Raw genomic sequence first — 23,679 nt, 5'->3', positions numbered from 1 at the left:
CCCTCCCCTTCATCGAATCCGGTCTCTATGCTCTCAGTTCGAACAGAGTGGTCGAGACCTCGCAGAAGGGTTCGCGATGACGGCGGAACGTGTGCGGTGGGGCGTCCTGGCTACCGGAGGGATCGCCGCCGCGTTCACGGGCGACCTGCTGGATCTGCCCGACGCCGATGTGGTGGCGGTGGCGTCCCGTACGGACGCGTCCGCGAAGGCGTTCGCGGAGCGGTTCGGGATTCCGCGCGCCTACGGGGACTGGGCGTCGCTCGCCGCCGACGACGAGGTCGACATCGTCTATGTCGCGACCCCGCACGCCGCGCACCGCAAGGCCGCCGGGATGTGCCTGGAGGCGGGGCGTGCCGTGCTGTGCGAGAAGGCGTTCACCCTCAACGCGCGCGAGGCGGGTGAGCTGGTCGATCTGGCGCGGGAGCGCGGCCTCTTCCTGATGGAGGCCATGTGGATGTACTGCAACCCGCTGATCCGCCGCCTCAAGGCGCTCGTCGACGACGGCGCGCTCGGTGAGATCCGTACCGTGCAGGCCGACTTCGGCATCGACGGTCCGTTCCCGCCCACGCACCGGTTGCGGGACCCCGCGCAGGGCGGTGGGGCGCTGCTCGATCTCGGGGTGTACCCGGTGTCGTTCGCGCATCTCTTCCTGGGTGAGCCTTCGGGGGTGACGGCCCGGTCGACGCTGTCGCCCGAGGGGGTCGACCTCCAGACCGGGATGGTGCTGTCGTGGGACAGCGGTGCGCAGGCCGTGCTGCACTGCGCCGTCAACAGCAGTACGCCGGTCGCCGCTTCGGTGACCGGTTCCGAGGGCCGGGTGGAGATTCCGGGGGGCTTCTTCCATCCGGAGCGGTTCGTGCTGCACCGGGACGGCCGGGAGCCCGAGGAGTTCCTGCTCGATCCGGCGGACGGGCCCCGGGGCACCCTGCGGCACGAGGCGGCGGAGGTCATGCGGTGTCTGCGCGAGGGTGCGACCGAGTCCCCTCTCGTGCCGCTGTCGTCGTCGCTCGCCGTGATGAGGACGCTGGACTCCGTCCGGGACCAGGTGGGAATCCGGTACCCGGACGAAGTCCGCTGATCCGACTCCGTCCGCATCAGGACGGGTTCGCGAGGGGCGGGTCGGTTCAGGACGGGTGCAGACCCGGGGCGCCCGCTTCCGTCGTGAACGAGGCCGCCGTGGTCAGCGCTGCCCCCGGGGTCGTCACCGCGTCGACCGTCTTGAAGGTCGAGCGGGCCGCTTCCCGGTCCAGGGAGACGGTCACATAGCCGCGGCGGCCGTTGTAGAACTTCAGATGCGGGTTGGCCGTCATGTAGGTGTTCCAGTTGGCCGGCTTCTCGGAGCCGTTCCGGCCGCTGGTGACGGACGTCGCCACGATCTCCGTACCGACCGTCCGTGACCCGGGGTCGTCGAAGTCCCGCTTGATCTCGAAGGCGTAGCCGACATGGACGTCGCCGGTGAGGATCATCAGGTTCTCCACACCGGCCGCCTCGGCCCCGGCGAGCACCCGCGCGCGGGACGCCGCGTACCCGTCCCACGCGTCCATGCTCACCTTGGACACGGGGTTGAGGTCGAACTTGCGCTGCGAGAAGACGACTTGCTGCGGTACGACGTTCCACAGGGCGTGCGACCGCCGCCAGCCGTCGATCAGCCACCGCTCCTGCGTGGCGCCGGTGATGGAGCGCGCCGGGTCCAGGGTCTCCGGTCCCGGCACATGGGCGACATCCCCGTACGCCTGGTCGGAGCGGTACTGGCGGGTGTCGAGGATGTCGAACTGGCCGAGGGTGCCCCAGCCGAGACGGCGGTAGAGCTGGGCGTCGGGCCCCTGCGGGAGCTGGGCGCGGCGCAGCGGTTGGTTCTCCCAGTACGCCCGGTACGCGCCGGCCCGGCGGAGCAGGAACTCCTCGGGCGGGCCGCCCTGTTCGTCGATGGCGCCCGCGTAGTTGTTCTCGGCCTCGTGGTCGTCCCAGGTGACGACAAAGGGGTGCGCGGCGTGCGCGGCGCGCAGGTCCGGATCGCTCTTGTAGAGCGCGTACCGCAGCCGGTAGTCCTCCAGCGTGACGGTCTCGCGGTTGAAGAGGTCGGGCAGGGTCCGGTCGGTGTAGGCGCGGGCGCCGCCCGCGGAGTTGACGGCGTACTCGTAGATGTAGTCCCCGAGGTGGAAGACGACATCGATGTCCTCGTCCGCGAGGTGCCGGTACGCGGTGAAGTAGCCGTCGTGGTAGGCCTGGCAGGACACGGCGGCGAAGGTGAGTGCGGCGGCGCGGGACCGGGTGGCGGGCGCGGTACGGGTGCGGCCGGTCTCGCTGGTCCACTCGCCGGCGCGGAAGCGGAAGTAGTACACGCGGTCGGCGTCGAGGTGTTCGACCTCCACATGGACGGCGTGGTGGTACTCGGGGTGCGCGGTGGCCGCGCCGCGCCGCACGACGCGGCGGAAGCGGTCGTCGTGGGCGATCTCCCAGTGCACGGTGACGCGCTGCTGGGGCAGTCCGCTGTCCGGCTGGTACGGGGCCGGGGCCAGCCGGGTCCACAGCAGGACGGAGTCGGGCCGGGGGTCGCCGGACGCGACGCCGAGCGTGAAGGGGTCGTCGGTGAGCTTGCGGGCGTCGAGTTCGGCTGCCGCGGCGGCGCCCGCGGTCGGCAGGTTGGTGGCGAAGGCGAGCGCGGCTGCCGCGCCGGTGACGGTGAGGAATCTTCGGCGGCCGAGGTGACGGGCGGCGGCGCGGAGTTCGGGGGCGTGCTGCGACGGCGGTGTACGACGTGCTGCGGGTGTCATCCGGTCCTCCCCTGACAGGTGATGTCATGGTCATTGGAGTGGTGGGGAACGACGCGATCCTGTCGCGTACACGGCACTCAGATGGCGGATGCATGAGTTCCGCATGAGGGACGCCCGTCACCGGTACGGATTCGGCCATGCCGCCGCGCGCGCCCGCTCCCGTACGCTGCGGGGCCATGACCGACGAGCGAACGAAGAGCGCGATCGTGACCGGCGCGGGATCCGGCATCGGCCGGGCCGTCGCCCTCGAACTGCTGCGTACCGGCTGGTCCGTGGCGCTCGCGGGCCGCCGCCCCGAGACCCTGGAGGCGACCGCCGCGCTGGCCGCCGACGGAGCGCGGACGCTGGTGGTCCGTACCGACGTGGCGCGGCCCGACGAGGTGGCGGCCCTGTTCACGGCGGTACGGGACCGCTTCGGCCGGCTCGACCTGCTGTTCAACAACGCGGGCACCTTCGGCCCCGGCGGCCTCACCTTCGACGAGTTGCCGTACGAGGCGTGGCGCCATGTCGTGGACACCAATCTGAACGGCGCCTTCCTCTGTGCGCAGGCGGCGTTCCGGCAGATGCGGGCGCAGGATCCGCAGGGCGGCCGGATCATCAACAACGGCTCGATCTCGGCCCACGCGCCGCGCCCGAACTCGGCGCCGTACACGGCGACGAAGCACGCCCTGACCGGTCTGACGAAGTCGCTGTCCCTGGACGGCCGTCCGTACCGGATCGCGTGCGGGCAGATCGACATCGGGAACGCGGCGACCGACATGACCGAGCGGATGCGGACCGGAACCCTTCAGGCGAACGGCGAGTCGGCGGTCGAGCCGGTGATGGACGCGGCGGACGTGGCCCGCACGGTCCGGCACATGGCGGAGCTGCCGCTGGAGGCGAATGTGCAGTTCGCGACGGTGCTCGCGACGACGATGCCGTTCATCGGCAGAGGCTGAACGGATCGCCGCCGGTGCCGGAGTGGAGATCTACACATCCGGAACGGATGATTCCGCACAGTACGCCCGCCTGCTCCCCCTAAGCTCGGCATCTCTTCTCGTAACTCTCCATCAAATATCCACACTTGGAGCACATGTTGCGTCTGCGTGCCGCAGCCCCGTCCGTCCTCGCCGCCCTCGCCCTCGCGGCCCCGCTCCTCGCCGCGACCCCGGCATCGGCGGCCACCGCCCCGGCCCACCAGGGCGGCCTGCACCTGGGCTACATCCAGTACGACAGCCCGGGATCGGACAACCGCTCCAACAGCTCCCTGAACGCGGAGTGGGTGAACATCCACAACAACACCCGCTCCGCGATCCAGCTCAAGGGCTACAAGCTGAAGGACAACACCGGCTACACGTACACCTTCGGCAGCTACAAGATCGGCGCGGGCAAGACCGTGAAGGTCCGCACCGGAAAGGGCACCGACGCGTCGGGCGTCCGCTACTGGGGCCGGGGCTCGTACGTCTGGAACAACACCAGCGACAAGGCCCGGCTGATCAAGCCCAGCGGCTCCTTGCTCGACTCGTGCGCCTGGACGACGTCCGACCCCGGGTACAAGAAGTGCCACTGAGCCACTCCTGAAGGGGGAGGGCAACCGCGCCGCGATGCCAGGGTGGGGGTGGGGGAATGACCCGGAGCGCGGAGCGGTTGCCCAGCACGTGAACCAGACCTCGAACGGTGCCTCATCCGCCGGCGTGCTGCGGTACACGGCCTTCGCCACCGACCCGGCGGGCGGGAACCCGGCCGGCGTCGTCCTGGACGCCTCCGCCCTGGACGACGCGGCGCGCCTCGCCGTCGCGGCCGACCTCGGCTACAGCGAGTCCGCCTTCCTGACCGACCCGCCGGCCGGTCTCGGGGAGCCGGGCCGCGCGTACACGCTGCGGTTCTTCAGCCCCCAGGCCGAGGTCTCCTTCTGCGGCCACGCGACCGTGGCGACGGCGGTCGCCCTCGCCGAGCGGCACGGCACCGGCGACTACGTCTTCGCCACCCCGGCCGGCACCGTCCCGGTGACCGTCGCGTCGGTCGGCGGGACCCTGCGGGCGACGCTCACCAGCGTCGAGCCGCATATCGAGGAGATCACGGACGACGACCTCGCGGAGGCGCTGGCCGCGCTGGACTGGCCGCCGGCCGACCTCGACCCGGCGTTCCCGCCGCGTATCGCCTACGCGGGCGCCCGCCATCTCGTCCTGGGCGCCGCGACCCGAGCCCGCCTCGCCGACCTCGCGTACGACGTACCACGCCTGACCGCCCTGATGCACGGCCTCGATCTCACCACCGTCCAACTGGTCTGGCGAGAATCCGAGTTCACCTTCCACGTACGCGACCCGTTCCCGGTCGGCGGCGTCTACGAGGACCCGGCAACCGGCGCCGCAGCAGCAGCCTTCGGCGCCTACGCCCGAACCATGACCCTGGTCCCACCCACCGCAGAACTAACCCTCCACCAGGGCAAAGACCTGGGCCGCCCAGGCGTCCTGACGGTAAACCTGAGGGAGGAAGACCCCCGGGTACGCGTAACGGGAGCAGCAGTCCCCCTACCCACCCCATAACCCAACCCCACTCCCGCCGGGCCAGGCCACCCGGCTCCCCGAACACCCCCACCCCCGCCGCAACGGCGAACACCCCCACGACGCACCCCGGCGGCATCACCACGAACCGCCACGGGCGGGGCCCGGGGGGTCCCGGTCACGTCGGCGGGCGGGGCGCGCCAGCGTGGTGGGGTGGAGGGGCGGAGCCCCTCCAGTTAGCCGGTCAAGCCCAGCGCAAGCGTCATGCCTGGCCGGTTTCGAACCGTGTGATCTTGCCGTTCTCCACCTCGAAGTTCCACCTGGTGCGCATCTCGCCCCAGGTGTCGTTGCGGTAGCTGACCAGCAGGGTCCGGCCGCCGGCCGTCTCCTTGTCGATGTCCATGTGGCCGTGCGAGGAGAAGATCTCCCGGTCGGTCCAATCGGCGACGTCCCGGTCGGAGCCGTCGTCGGACATCGTCGCGTCGGGCGCGAGTACGGCCTGAAAGGCGTCCCTGTCATGGGCGTTGACGGCCGATACGAAGTCCCGGACGGCGGGGTCGCTGAGCCGGGTCACCTGAATGGGCATGGGGTCTCTCCGTGCGTTGTTGGGCGGCCCCCGCGCCCAGACTCACACCGGCCCCGGGCGCCCGCCACCCGAACGGCGGCGGAACCCCGTACACGCGGCCCGACCAGTGCCACCGTAGAGAGAAGAACCGCAACCGTCCGTGCCCGAGAAAGGACCCCTCGTGAGCTGCTTCGACCGGCGTGACCTGGGCCTGCTGCTGCTCCGCCTCGGGGTCGGCGGCACCCTGGCCGCCCACGGTGCCCAGAAACTGTTCGGCTGGTTCGGCGGAGGCGGTATCGAGGCGACCGGCGCCGCCATGGAGTCCATGGGGTACGCGCCCGGCCGGCCCAGCGCCCTCGCGTCCGGCCTGGCCGAGGCGGGCGGCGGCACCCTCATCGCCCTGGGCCTCGCCACCCCGGCGGCGGGCGCGGCTGCGGCGGGCGGGATGGCGGGCGCGTCGGCCGTGCACGCCCCGAACGGCTGGTTCGGCCAGAACGGCGGCTTCGAACTCCCGGGCGTACTCGGCCTGGCCGCCGCGAGCATCGCCATCGCGGGCCCCGGCCGCCTCTCCCTCGACCACGCCCTCGATCACGCCCTCAACCGCGACTGGATGGTGCCGGTCGCCCTCGCGGTCACCACGGCCGCGGCCGTCCAGGTCATCGGCGCCCGCACCCGCCGCGTCCGGGCCGCCGCCGCCGAGCGGGAGGAGCAGGAGGAACGGGAGGAATGAGCAGGTCCGGCACCCGTTCGACGTAACTCCCGAGGAACCCCGAGGAGGCCCCCATGGCTACGAGCAAGCCCGACCCGTACGACGAGAAGCCCACCGGCGCGAAGGCGAAGGCGAAGGAGCAGCCGCGCCGGGTCTTCGAGGTGGACCGCTCCGGCACGGCCCGCACCTCGGACGAGGACGAGGGCAAGGACGAGGCGCAGACCGAGGCCGGCGGCGACCGCGACAAGGGCAGGCGCCGGAAGACGGACGACAAGTAGCGCCGAACCCCCACCCCGCCCCGCTCCCCCGGCCTACCGTGGCCAAATGCCCAACCGAATGCCCGGCGAGACCCCCGGCACCCCTGTCGAAAGCTGGGAAACAGCCGCCGGAATCCTGCGCCTCCCCTCCGGCCGCCTCGTCCGGGGCCGCGGTCTGCGACGCCCCCTCCCACCCGGCCCGACCCCCACGTACGCCGTGTACCTCCTCGGCAAGCAGCCCCCCGCCACCGACTGGGAGTCCCACTGGCTGCGCTGGCCCGACTTCCGGCTGCCCCGGGACCGTACGGAGGCCCGGACCGTCCTGACGGACGCGTGGCGGCGGTGCGCGGCCGAACGCGTCGAGATCGCCTGCGGCGGCGGCCGGGGCCGAACCGGAACGGCCCTGGCCTGTCTCGCGGTCCTGGACGGCGTACCGGCGGACGAGGCGGTCGCGTATGTACGGGAGCACTACGACCGGCACGCCGTGGAGACCCCGTGGCAGCGCCGCTACGTAAGGGAGTTCACGACGTAGGCTGCCGCAGACTCCCTCCAGCCGGCGTAGGGCGCCGCAGGCTCCCTCAAGGGGCGCGGGGAACTGCGCAACCAGCCACCGACGACCCGCAGCTCACAGCCCACAGCCCGCCCCCCCCACCGGTCATCCAGCGGAGCGCCCTTCGCCGATCAGCGACGCAAGCTGCGTCAGGCTGTCGACCTGCCAGTCCGCCGCCGCCAGCACCTCGGGATCGTCCGCCCACAGATGGCCCCAGGGGCCCCTGCGCAGATGGGCGACGCGCAGCCCGGCGGCCTTGGCGGGGAAGACGTCGTGGGCGGGGTGGACGCCGACGTGGACGGTCCGTTCGGGCGCGGTGCCGCAGACGCCGAGCAGCCGCTCGAAGAACTCGGGGCTCGGCTTGGTCACGCCCCACTCGCCCGAGGTGCAGACCTGGTCGGCGGGCAGGTCGAGCCCGCGCAGCAGCTCGCCCGCGCGGGCGGACCGGTTCCCCGCGACGACGACCCGTACCCCGCGCTCCCGCAGCCCCGCGAGGGCGGGCCGTACATCGGGGTACAGGTCGCTCTCGTCGAGGTGTTCGCCCCGGCCCGCCACGTCCCGGGCGCGATGGGCCGAGGTGATGTCCATGTCGGGGCTGATGAGGCGCAGGGCGTCCTCGTGGTCGCGGCCCTGAGCGACGACGGCGCCGACAAGGGCGGAGACGGTGTGGCGCGGGATGCGGAGCCAGTCGGCCCAGCCGGACCAGTACCGGTCGTCACGGATCACGGTCTCGCCGACGTCGAGCACAATGGTTTCGATCACCGTCCGAAGCGTAGGGCGCGGGGGGCCGGGGGCCCGGACGGCGGACCGGGGCGCGCGGAAACGGAACCCGTCTGCGGGGCAGACCGAGGGAACGGACCAGCCCTGCGGCCGACCACTCGATCGACCGAATTCAGGGGTCCTTGGGTGCGGCGGACGCGGGCGTCCTAGACTGCACCCCCTCACGGGTGATCGCGATTGATCGGGATCTGATCGCGATCTGTTCGAACAGGACCATTCCCAGGGCCAATCCCAGGGCCATCCCGGAGCTATCCCGAAGGGGTTCGACGCTTGATAGTCATCGAGGATGCCAGCAAGCGGTACGCGGACGGCACGGTGGCTGTCGATCGCCTGTCACTCGATATTCCGGACCACTCGATCACGGTGCTCGTCGGCCCCTCCGGCTGCGGCAAGACGACCACCCTGCGCATGATCAACCGCATGGTCGAGCCGACCTCCGGCACCATCCGCTTCAACGGCGAGGACATCACCCGCCGACCCGTCAACACCCTCCGCCGTTCCATGGGTTACGTCATCCAGAACGCCGGGCTCTTCCAGCACCGCACCGTCCTGGACAACATCGGCACGGTGCCCCGGCTGCTCGGCTGGAGCCGGCAGCGGTCCCGGGCCCGCGCGGCGGAACTCATGGAACGCGTCGGCCTCGACCCGTCAATGGCCGCCCGCTACCCGTACCAGCTCTCCGGCGGCCAGCAGCAACGCGTCGGTGTCGCCAGGGCACTCGCCGCCGATCCGCCGGTGCTGCTGATGGACGAGCCGTTCTCGGCGGTCGACCCGGTCGTACGGAAGGGTCTCCAGGACGAGTTGCTGCGGATCCAGAGCGAACTCGGCAAGGCCATCGTCTTCGTCACGCACGACATCGACGAGGCCATCACGATCGGCGACCGGATTGCGGTGCTGCGCACGGGCGGCAGGCTCGCGCAGTACGCGCCGCCGGACGAACTGCTCGCCGCGCCCGCCGACGCGTTCGTGGCCGAGTTCCTCGGCGCCGACCGGGGCATCCGCGGCCTGTCGTTCCTGTCCACGGACGGCCTGGCACTCGACCGGAGCCGGGTGTTCCCGGCCGGCGCCAACTGGCAGGAGATCGCGGAGCGTTCGGGCCCAGGGCCCGTCCTCGTGACGGACGCCGACGGCAGGCCGCTCGGCTGGGCGGACCCGGCGGTGTGGCGCGGCGACGCACAGGCACTCATCGCGTACGGGCAGACCTTCGAGGTGGGCCAGGACTCGCTGCGGGTCGCGCTGGACCGGGCCGTGCTCTCGCCCACCGGGCAGGCAGTCGCCGTCGACCGGGCCGGACGGGTCCTCGGCACCGCCGGACAGGACGCGGTCTCGGCGGCGGTCCGCGCCGCGCGCGGGCGGCCTGAAGCGGAGGCAGCGGCGGCGGTCCCCGAGGATGCTCCGCGGGCGAAGGCAGGCCGGTGAACGGGTTCTTCGACATTCCCAGCGACCTCCAGCACAGCTACCTGGGCCTGGTCTCCTGGCACTTGCAGGAGGCTTTGATCCCGGTGCTCGCCGGATTCGCCGCCGCGCTGCCGATCGGCGCGCTCGTCTTCCGCTTCAAGTGGCTCTATCCACCGGTGCTGTGGATCACGACCGTGCTGTACGCGATCCCGTCGCTCGCCTTCTTCGTGGTCCTCATCGACTACACGGGGCTGAGCCAGATCACCGTGATGATCCCGCTGGGCTTCTACAGTCTGGTGGTCCTCGTCCCGGCCGTGGTCGACGGTGTGCGGTCCGTGCCCGAGGAGACGAACCAGGCAGCCGCCGCGATGGGCATCGGACCCGTACGCCGCTACCTCACGGTCCAACTCCCCATCGCCGTACCGCCGATCATCGCCGGACTGCGCGTCGCCGCCGCCTCCAGCATCAGCCTGGTCAGCGTCGGCGCCCTGATCGGCAACCAGGGCGCGCTCGGCAATCTGCTCAGCACCGCGATGCTCTACGACCGTCCCCAGCTCGCGGTGACCTCCGTCGTCACGACGGCGGTCCTCGCGGTGATCGTGGACGCCCTGCTCGTCCTGCTGAGGCACTTCCTGACGCCCTGGCAGCCGCCCGCGTCCGGCGGGACCGGCTCCGGCGCCCGCCGGGCTCAGGCGCGCCACTCGAAGGCCGCCTCCAAGGCCGGCGCCGAGGCGGACTCGCCCCGGGCGACCACGCCTTCCTCCCGCGCACCGGAGCGTGTTTCGTGAACGTTCTCCACTACATCCAGGCGTTCTTCTCCGACGGGGCCCACTGGCAGGGCTACGACGGCATTCCGCAGCGCGTGTGGGAGCACGTGCAGTACTCGGCCGCCGCACTCGCCATCGCCGCGGCCATCGGCCTGCCCATCGGTCTGATCACCGGGCACACCGGGCGCGGCGGCAACACGCTCGCCCTGGTGGCGGCGGCGGGCCGCGCCCTGCCGACGTTCGGTCTCCTGGTGCTGATGTTCGTATGGCTCGGGCTGAGCGTGCTGCCGGTGATGATCCCGCTGGTCGTGCTCGCCGTCCCGCCGATCCTCGTCACCACGTACGAGGCGGTGCGGGGCGTGGATCCGGCGCCGGTCGACGCGGCCCAGGGCATGGGCATGCACCCGGCGAAGATCCTGCTCCAGGTCGAACTCCCGGTCGCGCTGCCGCTGATCCTCAGCGGCCTCAGGTCGGCGGCGATCCAGATCGTGTCGACGGCGACCATCGCGGCGTACGTGAGCCTGGGCGGGGTCGGCCGGTACATCGTGGACGGCCTGTACCAGCGGAACTACGAGAAGGTGATCGGCGGCGCGACCCTGACGGCGGTCCTGGCGCTCCTCGTACTCGCCGTGTTCTGGGCGGTGAGCCGGGTGTGGGTGTCTCCGGGGGTGCGGCGCCGGACGGCGTGAGCAGCCGGAGCCTGTGACGGCGTGAGCGGGCTTCTGACGGCGTGAGGGCCGGGTACGCGGTGGTGATGCCGCGTACCCGGCCCTCTCGTACGACCGGCCCGTCCGTGCCGTGCGTCACTGCTCCGCGGCGGCCAGGGCGTGTTCGAGTACGACGAGCAGCGCGTCCCGTACGGAGCCCCGCTCGCGGGCGTCGAACACGGTCAGCGGCACATGGTCGCCGACGTCCAGGGCCCACCGCACGTCGTCCAGGTCGTGTTCGACGGTGCCGTCGAAGGCGTTGACCGCGACGGCGAACGGGATCTCGCGGTGCTCGAAGTAGTCGACGGCCGCGTAGCAGTCGTCCAGCCGGCGGGTGTCCACGATGACGAGCCCGCCGAGTGCGCCCTCGACCAGCTGGTCCCACATGAACCCGAAGCGTTCCTGACCGGGCGTCCCGAACAGATAGAGCTTCAGCGTCGGGTCGAGCGTGACGCAGCCGAAGTCCATGGCCACCGTGGTGGTGGTCTTCTCGGGGGTGTGCGAGAGGTCGTCGATACCGGCGGCCACGGAGGTGATGGACGCCTCGGTGGTCAGCGGCTCGATCTCGGAGATCGCGCCCACGGTGGTCGTCTTGCCCACGCCGAAGCCGCCGGCGATCACCATCTTCACCGGCAGCGGCGGCCGGGTTCTGTCCGTGTCAGCCTTCACGGATGGCTCCCCGGGAGTCGGGGATAGCTCGGAGACCATCGATAACCCTTCGCAATACGGTGACGTCCCGCGCGGATGTGGCCTGCGGTGCGTACAGGGCCAGTTGTCCGTCGGCGCGCAGGTCTTCGGCGAGGACGCGGATCACATTCAGGTGCATGCGCAGCTTCGCCGCGATCTCCGCCAGCGACTGGGGCTGGCGGCAGACCGCGACGATGTCACGGTGCTGATCGAAGACGAAGGCGTCCAGCGCGGACAGGCCGAGCTTGGTCGCCACCACCTGCGTCTCGATCGGGATCGGCGGGACCAGACCGTCGCCCCCGGCGATCCGCCCGGCGGTCAGCAGGAACGGACGGACGACCGAGGCGGCGGGTTCGACGCCCCAGTTGCCGTCGGCGGCTGGCGTGTCACCGGCCGTCATCGCGGTCCTCCCTCTTCACCTCACGGGCCCTCACACATGGTCAACCGGTCGACCCGATACCCACGGTGTTCTTCAACTCCAGGACGAGCTGTGGGCTGAGCGCGGTGCCGGCGCGGTTGGCGAACAGCGTCATCTCGTAGGCGATGTTGCCGAGCTTCGCCTCCTTGGACGCGATGACGCCGAGAACGGCTCCCGCGCCGAGTGCCGACACCAGGAGGTGGCCGCCCTCCAGGTCGATGATGACCTTGTTGAGGCCGCCGAGGCCGTAGTTGCCCGACGCGCCCATGGCGAGGCTGGTGATGCCCGACACGATCGCGGCGAGCCGTTCGGAGTCGGCCTGGGCGCGGAGTTGGGAGACCGCGATCAGCAGACCGTCCGACGAGACGCCGATGGCGTCGACGACACCGGCCGTCTCGGTGGCGAATCGACTGAGCAGCCAATTGAAGTCGGCAGCGGCGGCTCTCATGTCCGTCACCGGTTCCGCGGCTCCGGACTCCGGCCCACCTGTCCACATGGTCACTGGCTCATGCCTTCCGGGAATGAGGGTCTGTTGTCGTCAAACGGGTGCGCGTTCGGCGCGCCGGGGGGTTCTGGGGACGGTCGGCCCGCGCCCGCGCCGCTCTCGCGGTTCGCCCGCTGCACGGCTGCCTCGAACTCGTCGATCTCGGTACGGGCCGCCTCCGCGTCGCTGGGCTGCCACGCCGCCAGCCGCTGGCTCGGGGGCCGTTGGGTGGTGGGCCGCTTGGACAGCACGCTGGAGGCGGTGGTGGCCTTCAGGGTCGCGCCGCGCACCCGACGCCGCAGCGGGCGCGGTGGCTCGCCGGGGCGGGGCGGGGCGTTGCCGTCGTCGGTCAGGGGCGGCGGGGGTGCGCCCGTACCGCCCCGGGGCGGTGGCAGGCCGGGGCCGCCGCCGCGAGCCGGGGGCAGGCCGGGGCCCGCGTTACGGAGCGGGAGTCCGCCGCCGATCCGGGGCTGGGCCTGGCCGGGGCCGCCGGGGCGGGATGTTCCGGGGCGCGGCGGGTACGGGGTCTGCGTGCCGGGCGGCGGGCCGCTCCTGGCGGGCGGCGGCGCCATGCCGCCGGGTCCGGCGCCCGGTCCGCGCGGCGGCACGGTGGGAGCACCGGCGCCACGACCGGGTGGCATCGCGGGACCACCGGCGCCACGGCCCGGCGGCATGCCGGGTCCGCCGCCCGCGCGGCCCTGCCCTGGCGCGCCCGGACCACCCGGGTGCTGACCACCTGAGCGCTGTCCACCCGGGTGCTGACCGCCCGGGTGATGCGTCAAGGCGTCCTCCCGGCCGATCCCGCCGCCCACGCCGATGCCGCCCGCCGGTTCCGACGGGCGTCCGTGGCCGCCGGTGCCCCGGCCCGAATCTGCGGGGATCCGGCGGGGAAGTGCCGAACGGCCGGGGGCCGGGTCGCGGGGCGGCTCGACCATCGCCGGTCGGGGCGACATGGAGGCACCGCGCCGGGCGGGCGGCAGCATGTGCGGGGCCCGGGACGCGGATCCGGAGGGGTCGGCGAGCAGCAGGTGCGAGGCGGGGATGCCGACGGTGGCGGTGACACCGCCGCCGGGGGTGCGGGACAGGACGACCTCGATGCCCCAGCGCCGGGACAGACCGCCGACCACGAACAGGCCCAGTACCTCGGTGGGCACCAGGTCGAGCCGTTCGCGGCGGACCAGCCGGGCGTTCTCCTCGTCCATCCGCTCGGCGTTCATACCGAGCCCGTGGTCGATGATCTCGATCAGGGCGCCGTCGCCGGTCGCCGGGTCGCGGCGGGGCCGCAGGACGACCTCGACACGGCTGGAGGCGGGCGAGAACGTCACGGCGTTCTCCAGCAGTTCGGCGAGCATCAGGGTGAGGTCGCCGACGATGTCGGGCGCGACCGTGACATCGCCCTCGGCGTGCGGGGTGACCCGCTGGTACGCCTCGATCTGGCCGAGCGCCGCCCGCACGATGTTGCTGAGCCGCATCGGTCCGGTGCCGAGTCCGGCCTCGCGGATGCCGGCGAGCAGCATCAGGCTGTCGGCGTTGCGCTGGAGGCGTACCGCGATGTGGTCGATGCGGTAGAGCCGGTCCAGGACGTCCGGGTCGGTCTCGCCGCGCTCCACGGAGTCGATCAGGGCGAGTTGACGTGCCGTCAGGTTGCTGACGCGGCGGCCGACGTTGCCGAACATCTCGGCGATGTTGCGCCGGCTGACAACCTGGCGTTCCAGCAGCGCGGTGGCCGTGACCTGCACCTGGTTGAAGGCTTCGGCGAGTTCGCCGATCTCGTCGCGTACCGGTACCGGTACGGCCTCCAGGCGCGGCGGTCCCGCGTCCTCGGAGTCGTCGTCCGCGACGCGGGCCAGCTCCTGTTCCGCCGCGGCGGCCACGTGCTGGGCCGCGCCGGTCAGCACCGTCACGGTCCGCACCACGGAGCGGCGGATCAGCACCGAGAACAGGAACCAGGCGACGAAGGCGACGAGGGCGCCCGCGATCAGCCAGACGGCGCGCCACCAGGCGTCGTTGGACTGCGCCTGCGTCTCGGCGGCGATCTGGTCGATCAGCGACTGGGTGATCTTCAGCCGGTTCTGCGCCTGGCGTTCATAGGTCGGGTCGGCGCGCAGGGCCTCGTCGAGCGCGGCCCGGATCTGTCCGGTGTTCTCCGCGACCAGTCCGCTGGGGTCGACCTGGAGCGCCGCGTAGTGCTGGGCGATGACGCCCTGGTACGGGCTGCGCTCCATCCCGGCGAGTTCGGCGCCCTGCGCCTGCGTCGCGAAGCGGGTGAACCGTTCCGCCTGGTAGGTGTACTGCTCGTAGTCGCCGACGGCGCCGGTGAACTCGATGAGCGCGTTCGGGTCGCGGGTCCTGGCCGAGAAGACGCTGGTCTCGAAGGAGGCGTGGGCGGTGTCGGCGCGCAGCAGGGCGTCGAGCAGATTGCCCGCGGACGACGAGGACTCGCTGCCGGACGAGCCGAGCCCGAGGCCGTTGATGAGTTCGTCGAGTACGGAGCTGTACGCCGGGTCGATGTTGTCGGCGGGGATCGGCCCCTTCTCGATGGTCTGGCGCAGGCTGTCCAGGCCCTCCAGCTCCTTGAGCGCCTGTGCCTCGATGGCGGGCAGCCGGGAACCGAAGGCCGCGCGGACCGCCTCGACCTGCCCGTTGGTCTTCTGCTGGGCCTGGAGGTACGAGGAGGTGTCGGGCGGGCTGGCTCCGGGAGCGGCGGCCTCGTAGCGCAGGGAGACCAGGAGCGCCTGCCGGTGCTCGGTCTCGACGGCGTCGATGAGCTTCGCCACCTGGGCGCTGTCGCGGACGAGTTGGGCGGTGTCGGCCTCGGTCCTGGCCTGCTCCACCTGCCCGTACACGACCCAGGCGAGCATCGCCGACACAATCGCCAGCGGGACGACGACAAGGACGTTGAGTTTCCTGCGGAAAGGCCAACGGTCGAGAAGGAGGGCTGCCGTCCGGCGTATTCGGGGAGCCGCGGACGGCTGTCTCCGGGCGGCTTTCCTGTGCGCGGGCACCAAACCTCCTTGGCTTCATTCCCATGGCAGCCCGCCGCCCGTGCCGGGTGGATTCTCGGCCGTGACAGCGGGTCAGGCTGGTCAAGCGGAGCGGGGCCTTCGGGGTGCCCACACTAGCGAGTGCCGGAACACCACGGCCATGAGTCAACCAAAAACCGACAACTCGTTACCCCTGGTCGCTCGCATCTTAGTCACGTAGCGCACTGAGTGAAGTCGGCCGGTGTCCATCAGTGATCTATTCGTGTCTTGACGGTGCGTAACTCGGCTCGCTTGGATCGACGCTACGCCGGATCCCGGCGCCGTCTGCCTAGACCGAGTCTGGATGAGACAGCATGAGAAGCAGGATGACCACCAGAACTGCCAGAACGACCGCCGCCCCCTTGCTGGTTCTGCTTGCCGCCGCACTGACGGGTTGCGGTTCCTCCGACGACACCTCCAGCTCCGACGACCCGCTGAAGAGCGACCAGGCCGCCAAGGGCGGTACGGTCGTCGTCGGTTCGAACAACTTCCCCGAGAGCATTTTGCTCGCCGACATCTACGGTGAGGCGCTCAAGGCCAAGGGGATCAAGGTCACTTACAAGCCGAACATCGGCAGTCGGGAGACCACGTACGGTCTGATCAAGAACGGCACCCTGACCGTTCTTCCCGAGTACAACGGTGCGTTGATGGCCTACCTCGACCCCAAGGCGCACCCGACGACCGTCGAGGGCACGGGCAAGGCCATCGAGGCCAAACTGGACCCGAAACTCGCCCTGCTCGAACCGTCCGAGGCGCAGGACCGTGACGCGGTGGCCGTGAACTCGGCAACCGCCGAAAAGTACAAACTCACGGACAAGTCGACCATCGCGGACCTTGTCGACGTAGCGCCCGAGATGGTCATCGGCGGATCGCCGGAATTCCAGACCAGGAAGCACGGCCTGCCGGGCCTCAAGGACCTATACAACGTCGAATTCAAATCTTTCAAGGCCCTTGACGCGGGTGGTCCGCTGACCGTGGCGGCCCTCAAGGGCAACCACATCCAGGCCGCAGATGTTTTCACGACGGACCCGGCTATCGGCAAGAACAAATTCATCGTCCTCCAGGATCCGAAGAATCTCTTCGGGTTCGAGAATGTCACCCCACTCGTGTACAAAAGCGACCTTCCGGAGACCGGCGTTGCCGCGCTGAACGCGGTGTCGGCGAAGCTCGACACGGCGACGCTGCTCAAGCTCAACAGCGAGGTGCAGGACGAGAGCAAGGACCCCCTGGACGTGGCCAAGGCATGGCTGTCCGAGCAGGGACTCGTCTGACGGACCGTCTGAAGCAGGGCGAAAGGCCCTGACGGTACGTGCCGTTCGCCCCGGTCGGATTCGCAGGCCGGGGCGGGCGGCTTTCCCTGTCGCCGTCCGCCGGGTCGGCATCCCGCGGGCCGGCGCCCCCCGGGTCGACACCCGCCGAGCACAGTCGAGGAGCGGCCATCCATGCTGACGCCCACAGCCGGTCCACCCACGGCCGGTCCCCCCGCCGCGCATCCACCCACCACGCATCCGACCACCGGCGCACGGCTCGACGGCCGGGGGCTCGACGTCGCCACGGTCGCCCGGATCGCCGACGGCGGCCCCGTACCGGAGATCGCCCCGGCGGCGCTCGACGCGATGGAGCACACCTGGCGGGCCGCCCGGCGCATGGCCGCCGAGGGCGCCCGGGTGTACGGGCGCAGCACCGGAGTCGGCGCGCACCGGGGCATGGACGTCCGGGACGGCGGGGAAGGTGACGGCGCCGGGCACGACCTGCGGCTGCTGCTGAGCCACGCGGGCGGCATCGGCGCCCCGCTGCCGTCGCGCGACATACGGGCGATGATGGCGGTACGGGTCAACCAACTGCTCGCGGCGGGTTCGGGGTTGCGCCCCGAGTACGCGGTGACGCTGGCCGGTGCGCTGCGGGCGGGGGTGCGGCCCGAGATCAACGAGTACGGGGCGGTGGGGACAGGCGATCTGACGGCGCTCGCGCAGACCGGGCTCACGCTGATCGGGCACCGGGAGTGGTACCGGGACGGGGGTCCCGAGGGTGCCGGGGACAGTGCCGTGGTCGCGCCCGCGCCGCTGACGCTCACGCTCCAGCCCGGCGAGGCCCTGGCCCTGTTGAGCAGTAACGCCCTCACCCTCGGCCAGTCCGCGCTCGCCTGTCACGACCTGGGCGTCCTGCTGCGCGCGTCCCACACCGTGACGGCCCTCTCGCTGCTCGCGACGGGCGGCTCGCTTGAGGCGTACGCGGCGGAGGTGCACCGGGCCCGCCCGCACCCGGCGACACTGGGCGCCGCGACCCGCGTACGCCACCTCCTCGGCGTTCCGGACGGACCGCTGCCGCCGTCGGCCCGGGTGCAGGATCCCTTCGGGTTCCGCTGTTTCCCGCAGAGTCACGGCCCGGCGATGGAGGCGCACGCGACGCTGGAGCGGGTGCTGTCGATCGACCTCAACTCGGCGTCCGAGAACCCTCTGATCGGCTGGGACGACACCGGATCCACCCCGGTCGCCCACCATCACGGCGGCTTCTTCGCGACCCCGCTGACCCTCGCGCTCGACCAGCTCTGTCTGGCGGTGCTCGGCACGGCCCGGCTGTCCACGGCCCGGCTCGCGGGCCTCGGCCGCCCCGAACTCACCGGTCTGCGCTCCTACTTGGCCGACGAGGCGTCGGCGAGTTCGGGGATGATGATCCTGGAGTACGGCGCGGCGGCGGCGGTCGCCGAGATCCACGCGTGCGCCACCCCTGCCGCACTCGGCCATGTGGTCCTGTCGCACGGCGTCGAGGAGGCGGCCAGTTTCGCCACGCAGGCGGCCCGCAAGGCGCTGCGCGCGGCCGACGCGTACCGCCTGGTGCTCGCCTGCGAACTGGTCACGGCGGTAAGGGCCCTGCGCCAGCACGGCACGACGCCCTCACCCGCGACCCCGGCGGGCCGCGCCTACGCCCTGGCGTCCGCCGCCCTCGACCCGGACATGACCGACCGCCCCTTGACGGACGACGTCACCCGGGCCACGGCCCTCCTCGCGGACCTGTCGACGCTGCCCGGCTGACACCCGCGCCCGGTTTTCAGTGGGAGTTCGGCGGCCAGGTGATGCCCGCCGCCGTGAGGACGCGTCCGTATCTGGTGAGGCGGCGGCGGGCGAGTGCCAGGCCCAGGGTCCACAGGGCCGCGAAGAACAGCCAGACGGCGCCGCAGACCAGCAGCGCGGTCGCGGTGAAACCCGTCTGGGACAGCGGGATGAGCATGACGAACGGGAGGACCACCAGGGCGGCCAGTCCACGCCTGCGGTGCGTGCGGTGGTAGTCGACCTGGATACGGGCGTGCAGCAGCTCGACATCGCGCCGGGCCTCGGGCAGCGGACGCAGCCGGCCCCCGCCCGGCCGCATCCCCGGCAGCGGACCGCCCTGGAGCGCCGCCGGATGCCGTGCGGCGGTGGCGGCGGCCCGCTCCACCGCGTCCGGGGCCCGGCGGAACGCGAAGTACGGGTTGGGGCTGCCCTTCGGTGAGACCGGCGACAGCCCCTCGTACACGTATCCGTACTGCTCGGCGACGTACGCGAAGGCCGCGAACTTCCGCCAGGAGCGCTGGAGATTGCGGGCGTCGTGCCGCTCGGCGCCCCGCGCCCCGTCCCGCAGCAGCGCGTCGAGCTGGGACCGCAGGAACATCTCCGCCTCCTCGGGGAACCACCCGCCACATCAACGGCTTCCTATTATCCGGACGGCTGACGGGTGGGGTCGGCCGGGAACGGACCTGTGGACGGCGAGGGCGAGAAGGGGGATGTGACGGTGGGTTCGACGGAGTATCCGCATCTGGGGTTCGATCCGGCGCCGGGCGATCTGGAGACCGTACGGCTGATGGTCGCCGCGGTCGGCCGGGTCAGCCGTGAAAGCGGCGGCGCCCAGACGCAGTTGAGCAAGATCGGTACGTCGGACGGCATCTGGGTGGGCAAGTCCGCCGACACCTTCGCGGACTCCGTCGCCAAGATCCCGCCGTATCTCAAGAAGGCGCTGGACTCGGTGGACTCCGCGCACCGGGCGCTGTCGGCGTGGGAGACCAGCCTGGACGGGTTCCAGTCCCGGGCCCGCACGCTGGAGGAGGAGGCCGCCGCGGCGGCCCGGAAGGTGAGCACCGCGCAGGGCGGCCTCGACGGGCTGCCGCAGGACACCGCCGGCATGTCCGACCAGGACAAGGAAGAACACGAGAAGGACAAGAAGGGCAAGGAGAAGGCCGTCGAGTCGGCCAACGGCGAGCTGGAGGCCGTACGCGGCCGGGCGCACACCCTGCACGCCGAGTACACGGGCGCGGCGGACACGGCGGCCCGGCAGATCAGGGACGCGGCGGACGACGCACCGCCCGAACCCGGCTGGTTCGACGATCTGGTCGACGGCATCACGGACTTCCTGTCCGACGCGTGGAACGTGCTCTCGGACCCCAACTTCTGGAAGCTCGTCGGGGACCTCCTCGCCGACATCGCCATGGTCATCGGCGTGATCTGTCTCGTCGCCCTCGCGCTGGGCACGGGTGTGGGCGCGCTCGGTCTGATCGGGCTCATCGTGGGCGTGGGCGCGCTGGCCGCGCACAGCGCCGCGATGATCGGCGGCGCCGAGGGCGTGACCTGGCAGACGCTCGCCTGGGACGCGCTCGGTGTCGTCGCCGGCGGTGTCGGTCTCGCGGGCGTCAAACTGGCCCAGGCCGGACGGCTCCTGGTGCAGTCCGGGCGGGCGCTCCGCGCGTCCGAGGGGTTCCTCGCGACGCTCGGCAAGATCGGTCCGGGGGCGTGGGGCAACATCCTGAAGATCCCCAGCGGCATGGCCAACACCCTGCGCGGATTCGCCATGTCGGGTCAGGGCTGGATGCATGTCGCCACCGGCAAGATGCTCGACATCGTCGGCACGGTCACCGGCGCGGGCTTCGCCATCGGCTCCAACACGAACGACGGCAGGTGGCTGGACGGCGACTGGAACATCTCCGACATCCCGATCGTCGGCCCCATCGCCGGCTTCACGCAGTACGACGCCCCGGACAACGACCCCAAGGTCATGGCACCCGGCCCGCTCGGCCCGGACTTCGACGCCCCCACCACCCTGACATCGGCGGGCGCCAGCTTCACCCAGGGCCTCCAGCAGTCCCAGTACGGAACCGTCGCGTGACGGGCGGCGACCCGATCGGGTCGGCGGCGGCGCGCGAGGTCGCGTACGCCTTCCGGTACCAGGTCCCGGACGAGTTCGTACGGCTGCCCGACCCCACCGCGTCGGAAGGCTGGCGCGAGGCACTGGCGAAGCTGCTGCCGGACGCGGACGAGGCCCAACTCGACTCCGCTTCCGACCAGATGCGGGCGAGTCTGCCCGGTCTCGCGGCGGGCGGCACGGAGAACGTCGTCCTGACGGCGATGTGTCTGGGCACCGAGTCCGTTGTCGGGCCCGACGGTGTCGCCGACGAACGGCTCTCCATGGGCCTGCTGGCAGTGACCACCCGGCTCAGCGACCACCGGGACCGGCTGCTCGCCGCCGAGGGCATCTACCGCGCCAAGGAACGGAAGTTCTTCGCGGGCGAGACCCGACTCCAGGATCTGGACTTCGACCTGGGCAAGGGCGTGCAGGGACGGCAGGACATGCTGCTCGCGGCCAAACTGCCGGCCGGGCCCGGCATCATGTCGGCGTCGCTGCGGATGCTGACGCTGCCGGCGGCGTTCGCGGCCGGGACGGGCATCGCGGACGTGACCGGCACGGACACGGAGACCGGTACGGGTTCGCGTACCGGCAGCGGCGAGCCCGTACGCCCGACCGTCCCCATGGCGTCGCTCCAACTGATCGTCCCCGCACCCCGCGACTACTGCGTGTACGTGACCCTCTCGACGCCCTCGGTCTTCCTGCTCGACTCGTACTGCGGGCGGCTCGCGCACATCGGGCGGACGTTCACCTTCGACGTACCGGACGACGAGAGCTGAGGCTCCCGTGCGGCGGGGGCTACTTCCGGCCCCCGCCCTCGCCCGCCTTCTTCAACTCGTCGTACAACTGCTGATCCAGCTTCACGAACTCCTCGGCCGCCTTGCCCGCGAACTTCGATACGCCCTTGGTGAGTTCGGAGAGCTGACCGAAGCCGTAGTCCCAGGAGTCCGCGAAGTCGTCGCACGCGGACTCCAGGCCGCGGTGCCCGATCTGCTTCGCGTCGGCGTGCTTCATCTCCTTGGACGCGGACTTCATCCGGCCGCCGCTGCTCTCCAGCGTCCCGGCCATCTCCTTCACCTCGTCACCCGCGAACCTCAAGAAGGACATCCGCTCCCCCACTCCCCCCACTTCGCACCGTCCACCGTCACCGGCAGCTCACCCGGACCGACGCTCCACGCCCCCTGGATGGTTTCACGCTCCCTCGACCCGCAGACGCGGGTATCAACCTGGCCTTACGCTGGTCGACATACCGAACTCGACGGCAGACAGCGGCGATCGGGAGGTCACGGGGGTGGAAGGGCGCAGCCCTGCGCGGGTTCGCAACGAGTTGGTGGCCGGAGTGGTCGACGTGCTCCAGGAGTCGGCCACCGTACGGCACACGAGCAGTGCCGATCTGTGGGTGAGCATGCTGGGCCAGGAGCTGGGCACGTCGGTGGAGCCGCAGCGCGCCGAGGCGCTGAGACCCTGGCTGCTGAACCTGGTGGAGACATGTGCGCAGGTCCCCGACGGCCTGCCCTGTCTGGTGCGCTGTCTGGGCTATGTGGAACAGCAGTCGGCCACCATCGCGGCGTTACGGCGCCTGGTGGACGAATGGGAGGCGATGGACTTCTTCGACGGCGCCGATCTGCATCCGTTACGGCCGATCCTGTTCGAGATGCGTTCGTCGGCCGGGCTCGCGACCCTGGCGCGGCGGGCCAGCCGGTCCCGGGTGCAGGAGCTGCCCGCGTGGTGCGACACGGGCTGGGCGGTCTTCCTGCGCCTGGCCGGGGAGAACTCGGGCCCGAAGGAGCTGCCGGCGAGCATGGCGTTCCTGGCCCTGGCCGCCGACCGTCTCGTGGAGGACGGGCAGGTGGCGGCGGCCGAGCGGCTGCGCCACTGGAACCGCCAGCAGGCCCGCACCTGGGGCCTGGAGGACACCATGACGGACTGGCAGCGCGGCGGTGTCGCCGAGGCGCCCCCGTCGATGGTCCCCGCGTATCTGATGATCCAGTTCGAGCCGGACGGGGTCGACCCGGAGCGGTACTACCTCACGCACTGGCGGCAGTCCGACGCGGAAGGCTGGCACCCGGTGCCGGGCGAGACCCTGCATCTGCACCGCGACGAACTGCCCGGCGAGGTCGAAGTCCTCATCGAGCAGACCGAGGAGCGGTGGGCGGACCTGCGGCAGCCCGTCGTCCTCGAATTCATCCTGCCGTGGGAACTCCTCGGCGAACCGGTCGAGTGGTGGCACAAGGAGTCCTCGTCGCCGTCCCCGACCCCCCTGGTCATGGACTACGCGGTACTCGTCCGCAGCTTCGAACGGCTGCGCAAAGCGGCCTGGCACCGGCCCTGGCACAACAAATGGCGCCAGCTCAAGGAGAAACCGGCGGACAGCCACTCGTACTGGAACCGTCCCGGCCGTTCGCACTTCCATCTGGAGCGCGAGCTGAAGGAGGACGAGCACGCGGTCTGCCTCGTGCTCAGTCAGCCGCCGGGCGGCGCGTCGCCGGCCGGCAACGAGGAGTACATGGCCGGGCTGCGCGCCGGGGTGCCCGCGATGATCTGGCACCGAGGTGACTGCGCCGACCCGGCGTTCAAGGAGGCGGTCGCCGACATCGTGCAGGACCGGGGCCTGGCCGGGCTGATGGAGCGGGCCGGGAAATGGCGCAGGGAGGCCCTGGCGATGGGGCCCGAGGGCTGGGACAGCCATGTGGGGCGCCATCTGGCGATCCTGCTCGACGATCCGGAGCGCAGACCGGGGCCCGCGGGGCCCGACCGTGCGCCGGTGAAGCAGTGAACCGGCGCACGCGCCGCACAGTCGGACACCGCCCGCACACGGCGAGAAAGGTGCGCCACGCCGTGACCCCGCCGGACCCCACCCCCGCACATCCGCAGCCCCGCACGTGTGTGCCCCCCGGCGTGCCGGTGCGCCCGGCCACCCCGGCCC

At 71.5% G+C, this 23,679-nt stretch carries 24 protein-coding genes; 15 read left to right on the top strand and 9 right to left on the bottom strand.

Going from position 1 to position 23,679, the window contains the following annotated elements; all coding sequences use genetic code 11:
* The first annotated feature begins 76 nt into the window (after positions 1 to 76).
* A complete protein-coding gene (locus ACIQNU_RS05390) occupies positions 77 to 1,078 on the top strand; it encodes a Gfo/Idh/MocA family protein (RefSeq protein WP_401361113.1) in 1,002 nt (333 codons plus the stop codon).
* Positions 1,079 to 1,124: 46 nt separating this feature from the next.
* Here the strand turns inward: ACIQNU_RS05390 and ACIQNU_RS05385 are convergent, their stop codons facing one another.
* Positions 1,125 to 2,774, bottom strand: coding sequence for an alkaline phosphatase D family protein (locus ACIQNU_RS05385; protein WP_401361111.1), 1,650 nt, complete (start codon positions 2,772 to 2,774; stop codon positions 1,125 to 1,127).
* Positions 2,775 to 2,950: 176 nt separating this feature from the next.
* Here ACIQNU_RS05385 and ACIQNU_RS05380 point away from each other — a divergent pair, with 176 nt between their 5' ends.
* From ACIQNU_RS05380 to ACIQNU_RS05370, 3 genes are all read left to right on the top strand, one after another.
* Positions 2,951 to 3,712 carry an SDR family oxidoreductase gene (locus tag ACIQNU_RS05380; RefSeq protein ID WP_401361109.1) on the top strand — a complete coding sequence of 254 codons (762 nt, stop codon included), beginning with the start codon at positions 2,951 to 2,953 and terminating at the stop codon, positions 3,710 to 3,712.
* Positions 3,713 to 3,849: 137 nt separating this feature from the next.
* Positions 3,850 to 4,323 (top strand): lamin tail domain-containing protein, encoded by a 474-nt coding sequence (locus ACIQNU_RS05375; RefSeq protein ID WP_401362465.1) that lies wholly within the window; start codon positions 3,850 to 3,852, stop codon positions 4,321 to 4,323.
* Positions 4,324 to 4,411: 88 nt separating this feature from the next.
* On the top strand, positions 4,412 to 5,299 hold the full coding sequence (locus ACIQNU_RS05370; RefSeq protein WP_401361107.1) for a PhzF family phenazine biosynthesis protein: 888 nt from the start codon (positions 4,412 to 4,414) through the stop codon (positions 5,297 to 5,299).
* Between the two features lie 220 nt (positions 5,300 to 5,519).
* On the opposite strand, the gene ACIQNU_RS05365 is transcribed toward ACIQNU_RS05370, so the two are convergent.
* Positions 5,520 to 5,843 (bottom strand): nuclear transport factor 2 family protein, encoded by a 324-nt coding sequence (locus tag ACIQNU_RS05365; RefSeq protein WP_401361105.1) that lies wholly within the window; start codon positions 5,841 to 5,843, stop codon positions 5,520 to 5,522.
* A gap of 160 nt (positions 5,844 to 6,003) precedes the next feature.
* Between ACIQNU_RS05365 and ACIQNU_RS05360 the strand changes: the two genes are divergently transcribed.
* From ACIQNU_RS05360 to ACIQNU_RS05350, 3 genes are read left to right on the top strand one after another with little or no spacing between them, the layout of a single operon-like run.
* Positions 6,004 to 6,552 carry a DoxX family protein gene (locus ACIQNU_RS05360; protein WP_401361103.1) on the top strand — a complete coding sequence of 183 codons (549 nt, stop codon included), beginning with the start codon at positions 6,004 to 6,006 and terminating at the stop codon, positions 6,550 to 6,552.
* Positions 6,553 to 6,605: 53 nt separating this feature from the next.
* The gene (locus tag ACIQNU_RS05355) at positions 6,606 to 6,809 is read left to right on the top strand and encodes a hypothetical protein (protein WP_401361102.1); all 204 of its coding nucleotides are present in this window, start codon (positions 6,606 to 6,608) and stop codon (positions 6,807 to 6,809) included.
* A 46-nt stretch (positions 6,810 to 6,855) separates the two neighbouring features.
* Positions 6,856 to 7,320 (top strand): protein-tyrosine phosphatase family protein, encoded by a 465-nt coding sequence (locus ACIQNU_RS05350; RefSeq protein WP_401361100.1) that lies wholly within the window; start codon positions 6,856 to 6,858, stop codon positions 7,318 to 7,320.
* A 123-nt stretch (positions 7,321 to 7,443) separates the two neighbouring features.
* Here the strand turns inward: ACIQNU_RS05350 and ACIQNU_RS05345 are convergent, their stop codons facing one another.
* Positions 7,444 to 8,100, bottom strand: coding sequence for an HAD family hydrolase (locus tag ACIQNU_RS05345; RefSeq protein ID WP_401361098.1), 657 nt, complete (start codon positions 8,098 to 8,100; stop codon positions 7,444 to 7,446).
* Positions 8,101 to 8,388: 288 nt separating this feature from the next.
* Here ACIQNU_RS05345 and ACIQNU_RS05340 point away from each other — a divergent pair, with 288 nt between their 5' ends.
* The 3 genes from ACIQNU_RS05340 to ACIQNU_RS05330 are packed head-to-tail and all read left to right on the top strand — an operon-like array spanning position 8,389 to position 10,972.
* On the top strand, positions 8,389 to 9,537 hold the full coding sequence (locus tag ACIQNU_RS05340; protein WP_401361097.1) for an ABC transporter ATP-binding protein: 1,149 nt from the start codon (positions 8,389 to 8,391) through the stop codon (positions 9,535 to 9,537).
* Positions 9,534 to 10,304, top strand: coding sequence for an ABC transporter permease (locus ACIQNU_RS05335; RefSeq protein ID WP_401361095.1), 771 nt, complete (start codon positions 9,534 to 9,536; stop codon positions 10,302 to 10,304). The genes ACIQNU_RS05340 and ACIQNU_RS05335 overlap by 4 nt, the downstream gene beginning before the upstream one ends.
* Positions 10,301 to 10,972 (top strand): ABC transporter permease, encoded by a 672-nt coding sequence (locus ACIQNU_RS05330; RefSeq protein ID WP_401361093.1) that lies wholly within the window; start codon positions 10,301 to 10,303, stop codon positions 10,970 to 10,972. Before ACIQNU_RS05335 ends, ACIQNU_RS05330 begins: the two co-directional genes overlap by 4 nt.
* 114 nt (positions 10,973 to 11,086) lie before the next feature.
* Here ACIQNU_RS05330 and ACIQNU_RS05325 read toward each other — a convergent pair whose 3' ends face one another.
* The 4 genes from ACIQNU_RS05325 to ACIQNU_RS05310 are packed head-to-tail and all read right to left on the bottom strand — an operon-like array spanning position 11,087 to position 15,584.
* Positions 11,087 to 11,698 (bottom strand): GTP-binding protein, encoded by a 612-nt coding sequence (locus ACIQNU_RS05325; RefSeq protein WP_401361091.1) that lies wholly within the window; start codon positions 11,696 to 11,698, stop codon positions 11,087 to 11,089.
* Positions 11,649 to 12,077: a DUF742 domain-containing protein gene (locus ACIQNU_RS05320; protein ID WP_401361089.1), complete on the bottom strand. Its 429-nt coding sequence runs from the start codon at positions 12,075 to 12,077 to the stop codon at positions 11,649 to 11,651. The genes ACIQNU_RS05325 and ACIQNU_RS05320 overlap by 50 nt, the downstream gene beginning before the upstream one ends.
* Before the next feature lie 40 nt (positions 12,078 to 12,117).
* Positions 12,118 to 12,591, bottom strand: coding sequence for a roadblock/LC7 domain-containing protein (locus ACIQNU_RS05315; RefSeq protein WP_401362462.1), 474 nt, complete (start codon positions 12,589 to 12,591; stop codon positions 12,118 to 12,120).
* A 2-nt stretch (positions 12,592 to 12,593) separates the two neighbouring features.
* The gene (locus ACIQNU_RS05310; protein WP_401361087.1) at positions 12,594 to 15,584 is read right to left on the bottom strand and encodes an ATP-binding protein; all 2,991 of its coding nucleotides are present in this window, start codon (positions 15,582 to 15,584) and stop codon (positions 12,594 to 12,596) included.
* Positions 15,585 to 15,928: 344 nt separating this feature from the next.
* Between ACIQNU_RS05310 and ACIQNU_RS05305 the strand changes: the two genes are divergently transcribed.
* Both ACIQNU_RS05305 and ACIQNU_RS05300 read left to right on the top strand, forming a co-directional pair.
* A complete protein-coding gene (locus ACIQNU_RS05305) occupies positions 15,929 to 16,873 on the top strand; it encodes an ABC transporter substrate-binding protein (RefSeq protein WP_401361085.1) in 945 nt (314 codons plus the stop codon).
* 171 nt (positions 16,874 to 17,044) lie between these two features.
* A complete protein-coding gene (locus ACIQNU_RS05300; RefSeq protein WP_401361083.1) occupies positions 17,045 to 18,634 on the top strand; it encodes an aromatic amino acid ammonia-lyase in 1,590 nt (529 codons plus the stop codon).
* 16 nt (positions 18,635 to 18,650) lie between these two features.
* Here the strand turns inward: ACIQNU_RS05300 and ACIQNU_RS05295 are convergent, their stop codons facing one another.
* Positions 18,651 to 19,250 carry a hypothetical protein gene (locus ACIQNU_RS05295; protein ID WP_401361081.1) on the bottom strand — a complete coding sequence of 200 codons (600 nt, stop codon included), beginning with the start codon at positions 19,248 to 19,250 and terminating at the stop codon, positions 18,651 to 18,653.
* An 87-nt stretch (positions 19,251 to 19,337) separates the two neighbouring features.
* Between ACIQNU_RS05295 and ACIQNU_RS05290 the strand changes: the two genes are divergently transcribed.
* Positions 19,338 to 20,735, top strand: coding sequence for a putative T7SS-secreted protein (locus tag ACIQNU_RS05290; RefSeq protein WP_401361079.1), 1,398 nt, complete (start codon positions 19,338 to 19,340; stop codon positions 20,733 to 20,735).
* Complete coding sequence (locus ACIQNU_RS05285; RefSeq protein ID WP_401361077.1) at positions 20,732 to 21,532, top strand: hypothetical protein; 801 nt, start codon at positions 20,732 to 20,734, stop codon at positions 21,530 to 21,532. The genes ACIQNU_RS05290 and ACIQNU_RS05285 overlap by 4 nt, the downstream gene beginning before the upstream one ends.
* A gap of 19 nt (positions 21,533 to 21,551) precedes the next feature.
* Here ACIQNU_RS05285 and ACIQNU_RS05280 read toward each other — a convergent pair whose 3' ends face one another.
* The gene (locus ACIQNU_RS05280) at positions 21,552 to 21,860 is read right to left on the bottom strand and encodes a hypothetical protein (protein ID WP_401361075.1); all 309 of its coding nucleotides are present in this window, start codon (positions 21,858 to 21,860) and stop codon (positions 21,552 to 21,554) included.
* A 184-nt stretch (positions 21,861 to 22,044) separates the two neighbouring features.
* On the opposite strand from ACIQNU_RS05280, the gene ACIQNU_RS05275 reads away from it, so the two are divergent.
* Complete coding sequence (locus ACIQNU_RS05275) at positions 22,045 to 23,529, top strand: hypothetical protein (protein WP_401361073.1); 1,485 nt, start codon at positions 22,045 to 22,047, stop codon at positions 23,527 to 23,529.
* The last annotated feature ends 150 nt before the right edge of the window (positions 23,530 to 23,679 follow it).

This window comes from Streptomyces sp. NPDC091292, assembly GCF_044757265.1.
In the GTDB taxonomy this organism is placed as follows: domain Bacteria; phylum Actinomycetota; class Actinomycetes; order Streptomycetales; family Streptomycetaceae; genus Streptomyces.
This window is presented reverse-complemented; position numbering and strand designations above follow the sequence as displayed.

What these genes read in the sequence shown, in the direction of transcription:
- ACIQNU_RS05390 (WP_401361113.1), top strand. Translation starts at nt 77, where the DNA reads ATGACGGCGGAACGTGTGCGGTGGGGCGTCCTGGCTACCGGAGGGATC.
- ACIQNU_RS05385 (WP_401361111.1), bottom strand. Translation starts at nt 2,774, where the DNA reads ATGACACCCGCAGCACGTCGTACACCGCCGTCGCAGCACGCCCCCGAA.
- ACIQNU_RS05380 (WP_401361109.1), top strand. Translation starts at nt 2,951, where the DNA reads ATGACCGACGAGCGAACGAAGAGCGCGATCGTGACCGGCGCGGGATCC.
- ACIQNU_RS05365 (WP_401361105.1), bottom strand. Translation starts at nt 5,843, where the DNA reads ATGCCCATTCAGGTGACCCGGCTCAGCGACCCCGCCGTCCGGGACTTC.
- ACIQNU_RS05355 (WP_401361102.1), top strand. Translation starts at nt 6,606, where the DNA reads ATGGCTACGAGCAAGCCCGACCCGTACGACGAGAAGCCCACCGGCGCG.
- ACIQNU_RS05350 (WP_401361100.1), top strand. Translation starts at nt 6,856, where the DNA reads ATGCCCAACCGAATGCCCGGCGAGACCCCCGGCACCCCTGTCGAAAGC.
- ACIQNU_RS05325 (WP_401361091.1), bottom strand. Translation starts at nt 11,698, where the DNA reads ATGGTCTCCGAGCTATCCCCGACTCCCGGGGAGCCATCCGTGAAGGCT.
- ACIQNU_RS05320 (WP_401361089.1), bottom strand. Translation starts at nt 12,077, where the DNA reads ATGACGGCCGGTGACACGCCAGCCGCCGACGGCAACTGGGGCGTCGAA.
- ACIQNU_RS05315 (WP_401362462.1), bottom strand. Translation starts at nt 12,591, where the DNA reads ATGTGGACAGGTGGGCCGGAGTCCGGAGCCGCGGAACCGGTGACGGAC.
- ACIQNU_RS05305 (WP_401361085.1), top strand. Translation starts at nt 15,929, where the DNA reads ATGACCACCAGAACTGCCAGAACGACCGCCGCCCCCTTGCTGGTTCTG.
- ACIQNU_RS05300 (WP_401361083.1), top strand. Translation starts at nt 17,045, where the DNA reads ATGCTGACGCCCACAGCCGGTCCACCCACGGCCGGTCCCCCCGCCGCG.
- ACIQNU_RS05295 (WP_401361081.1), bottom strand. Translation starts at nt 19,250, where the DNA reads ATGTTCCTGCGGTCCCAGCTCGACGCGCTGCTGCGGGACGGGGCGCGG.
- ACIQNU_RS05280 (WP_401361075.1), bottom strand. Translation starts at nt 21,860, where the DNA reads ATGTCCTTCTTGAGGTTCGCGGGTGACGAGGTGAAGGAGATGGCCGGG.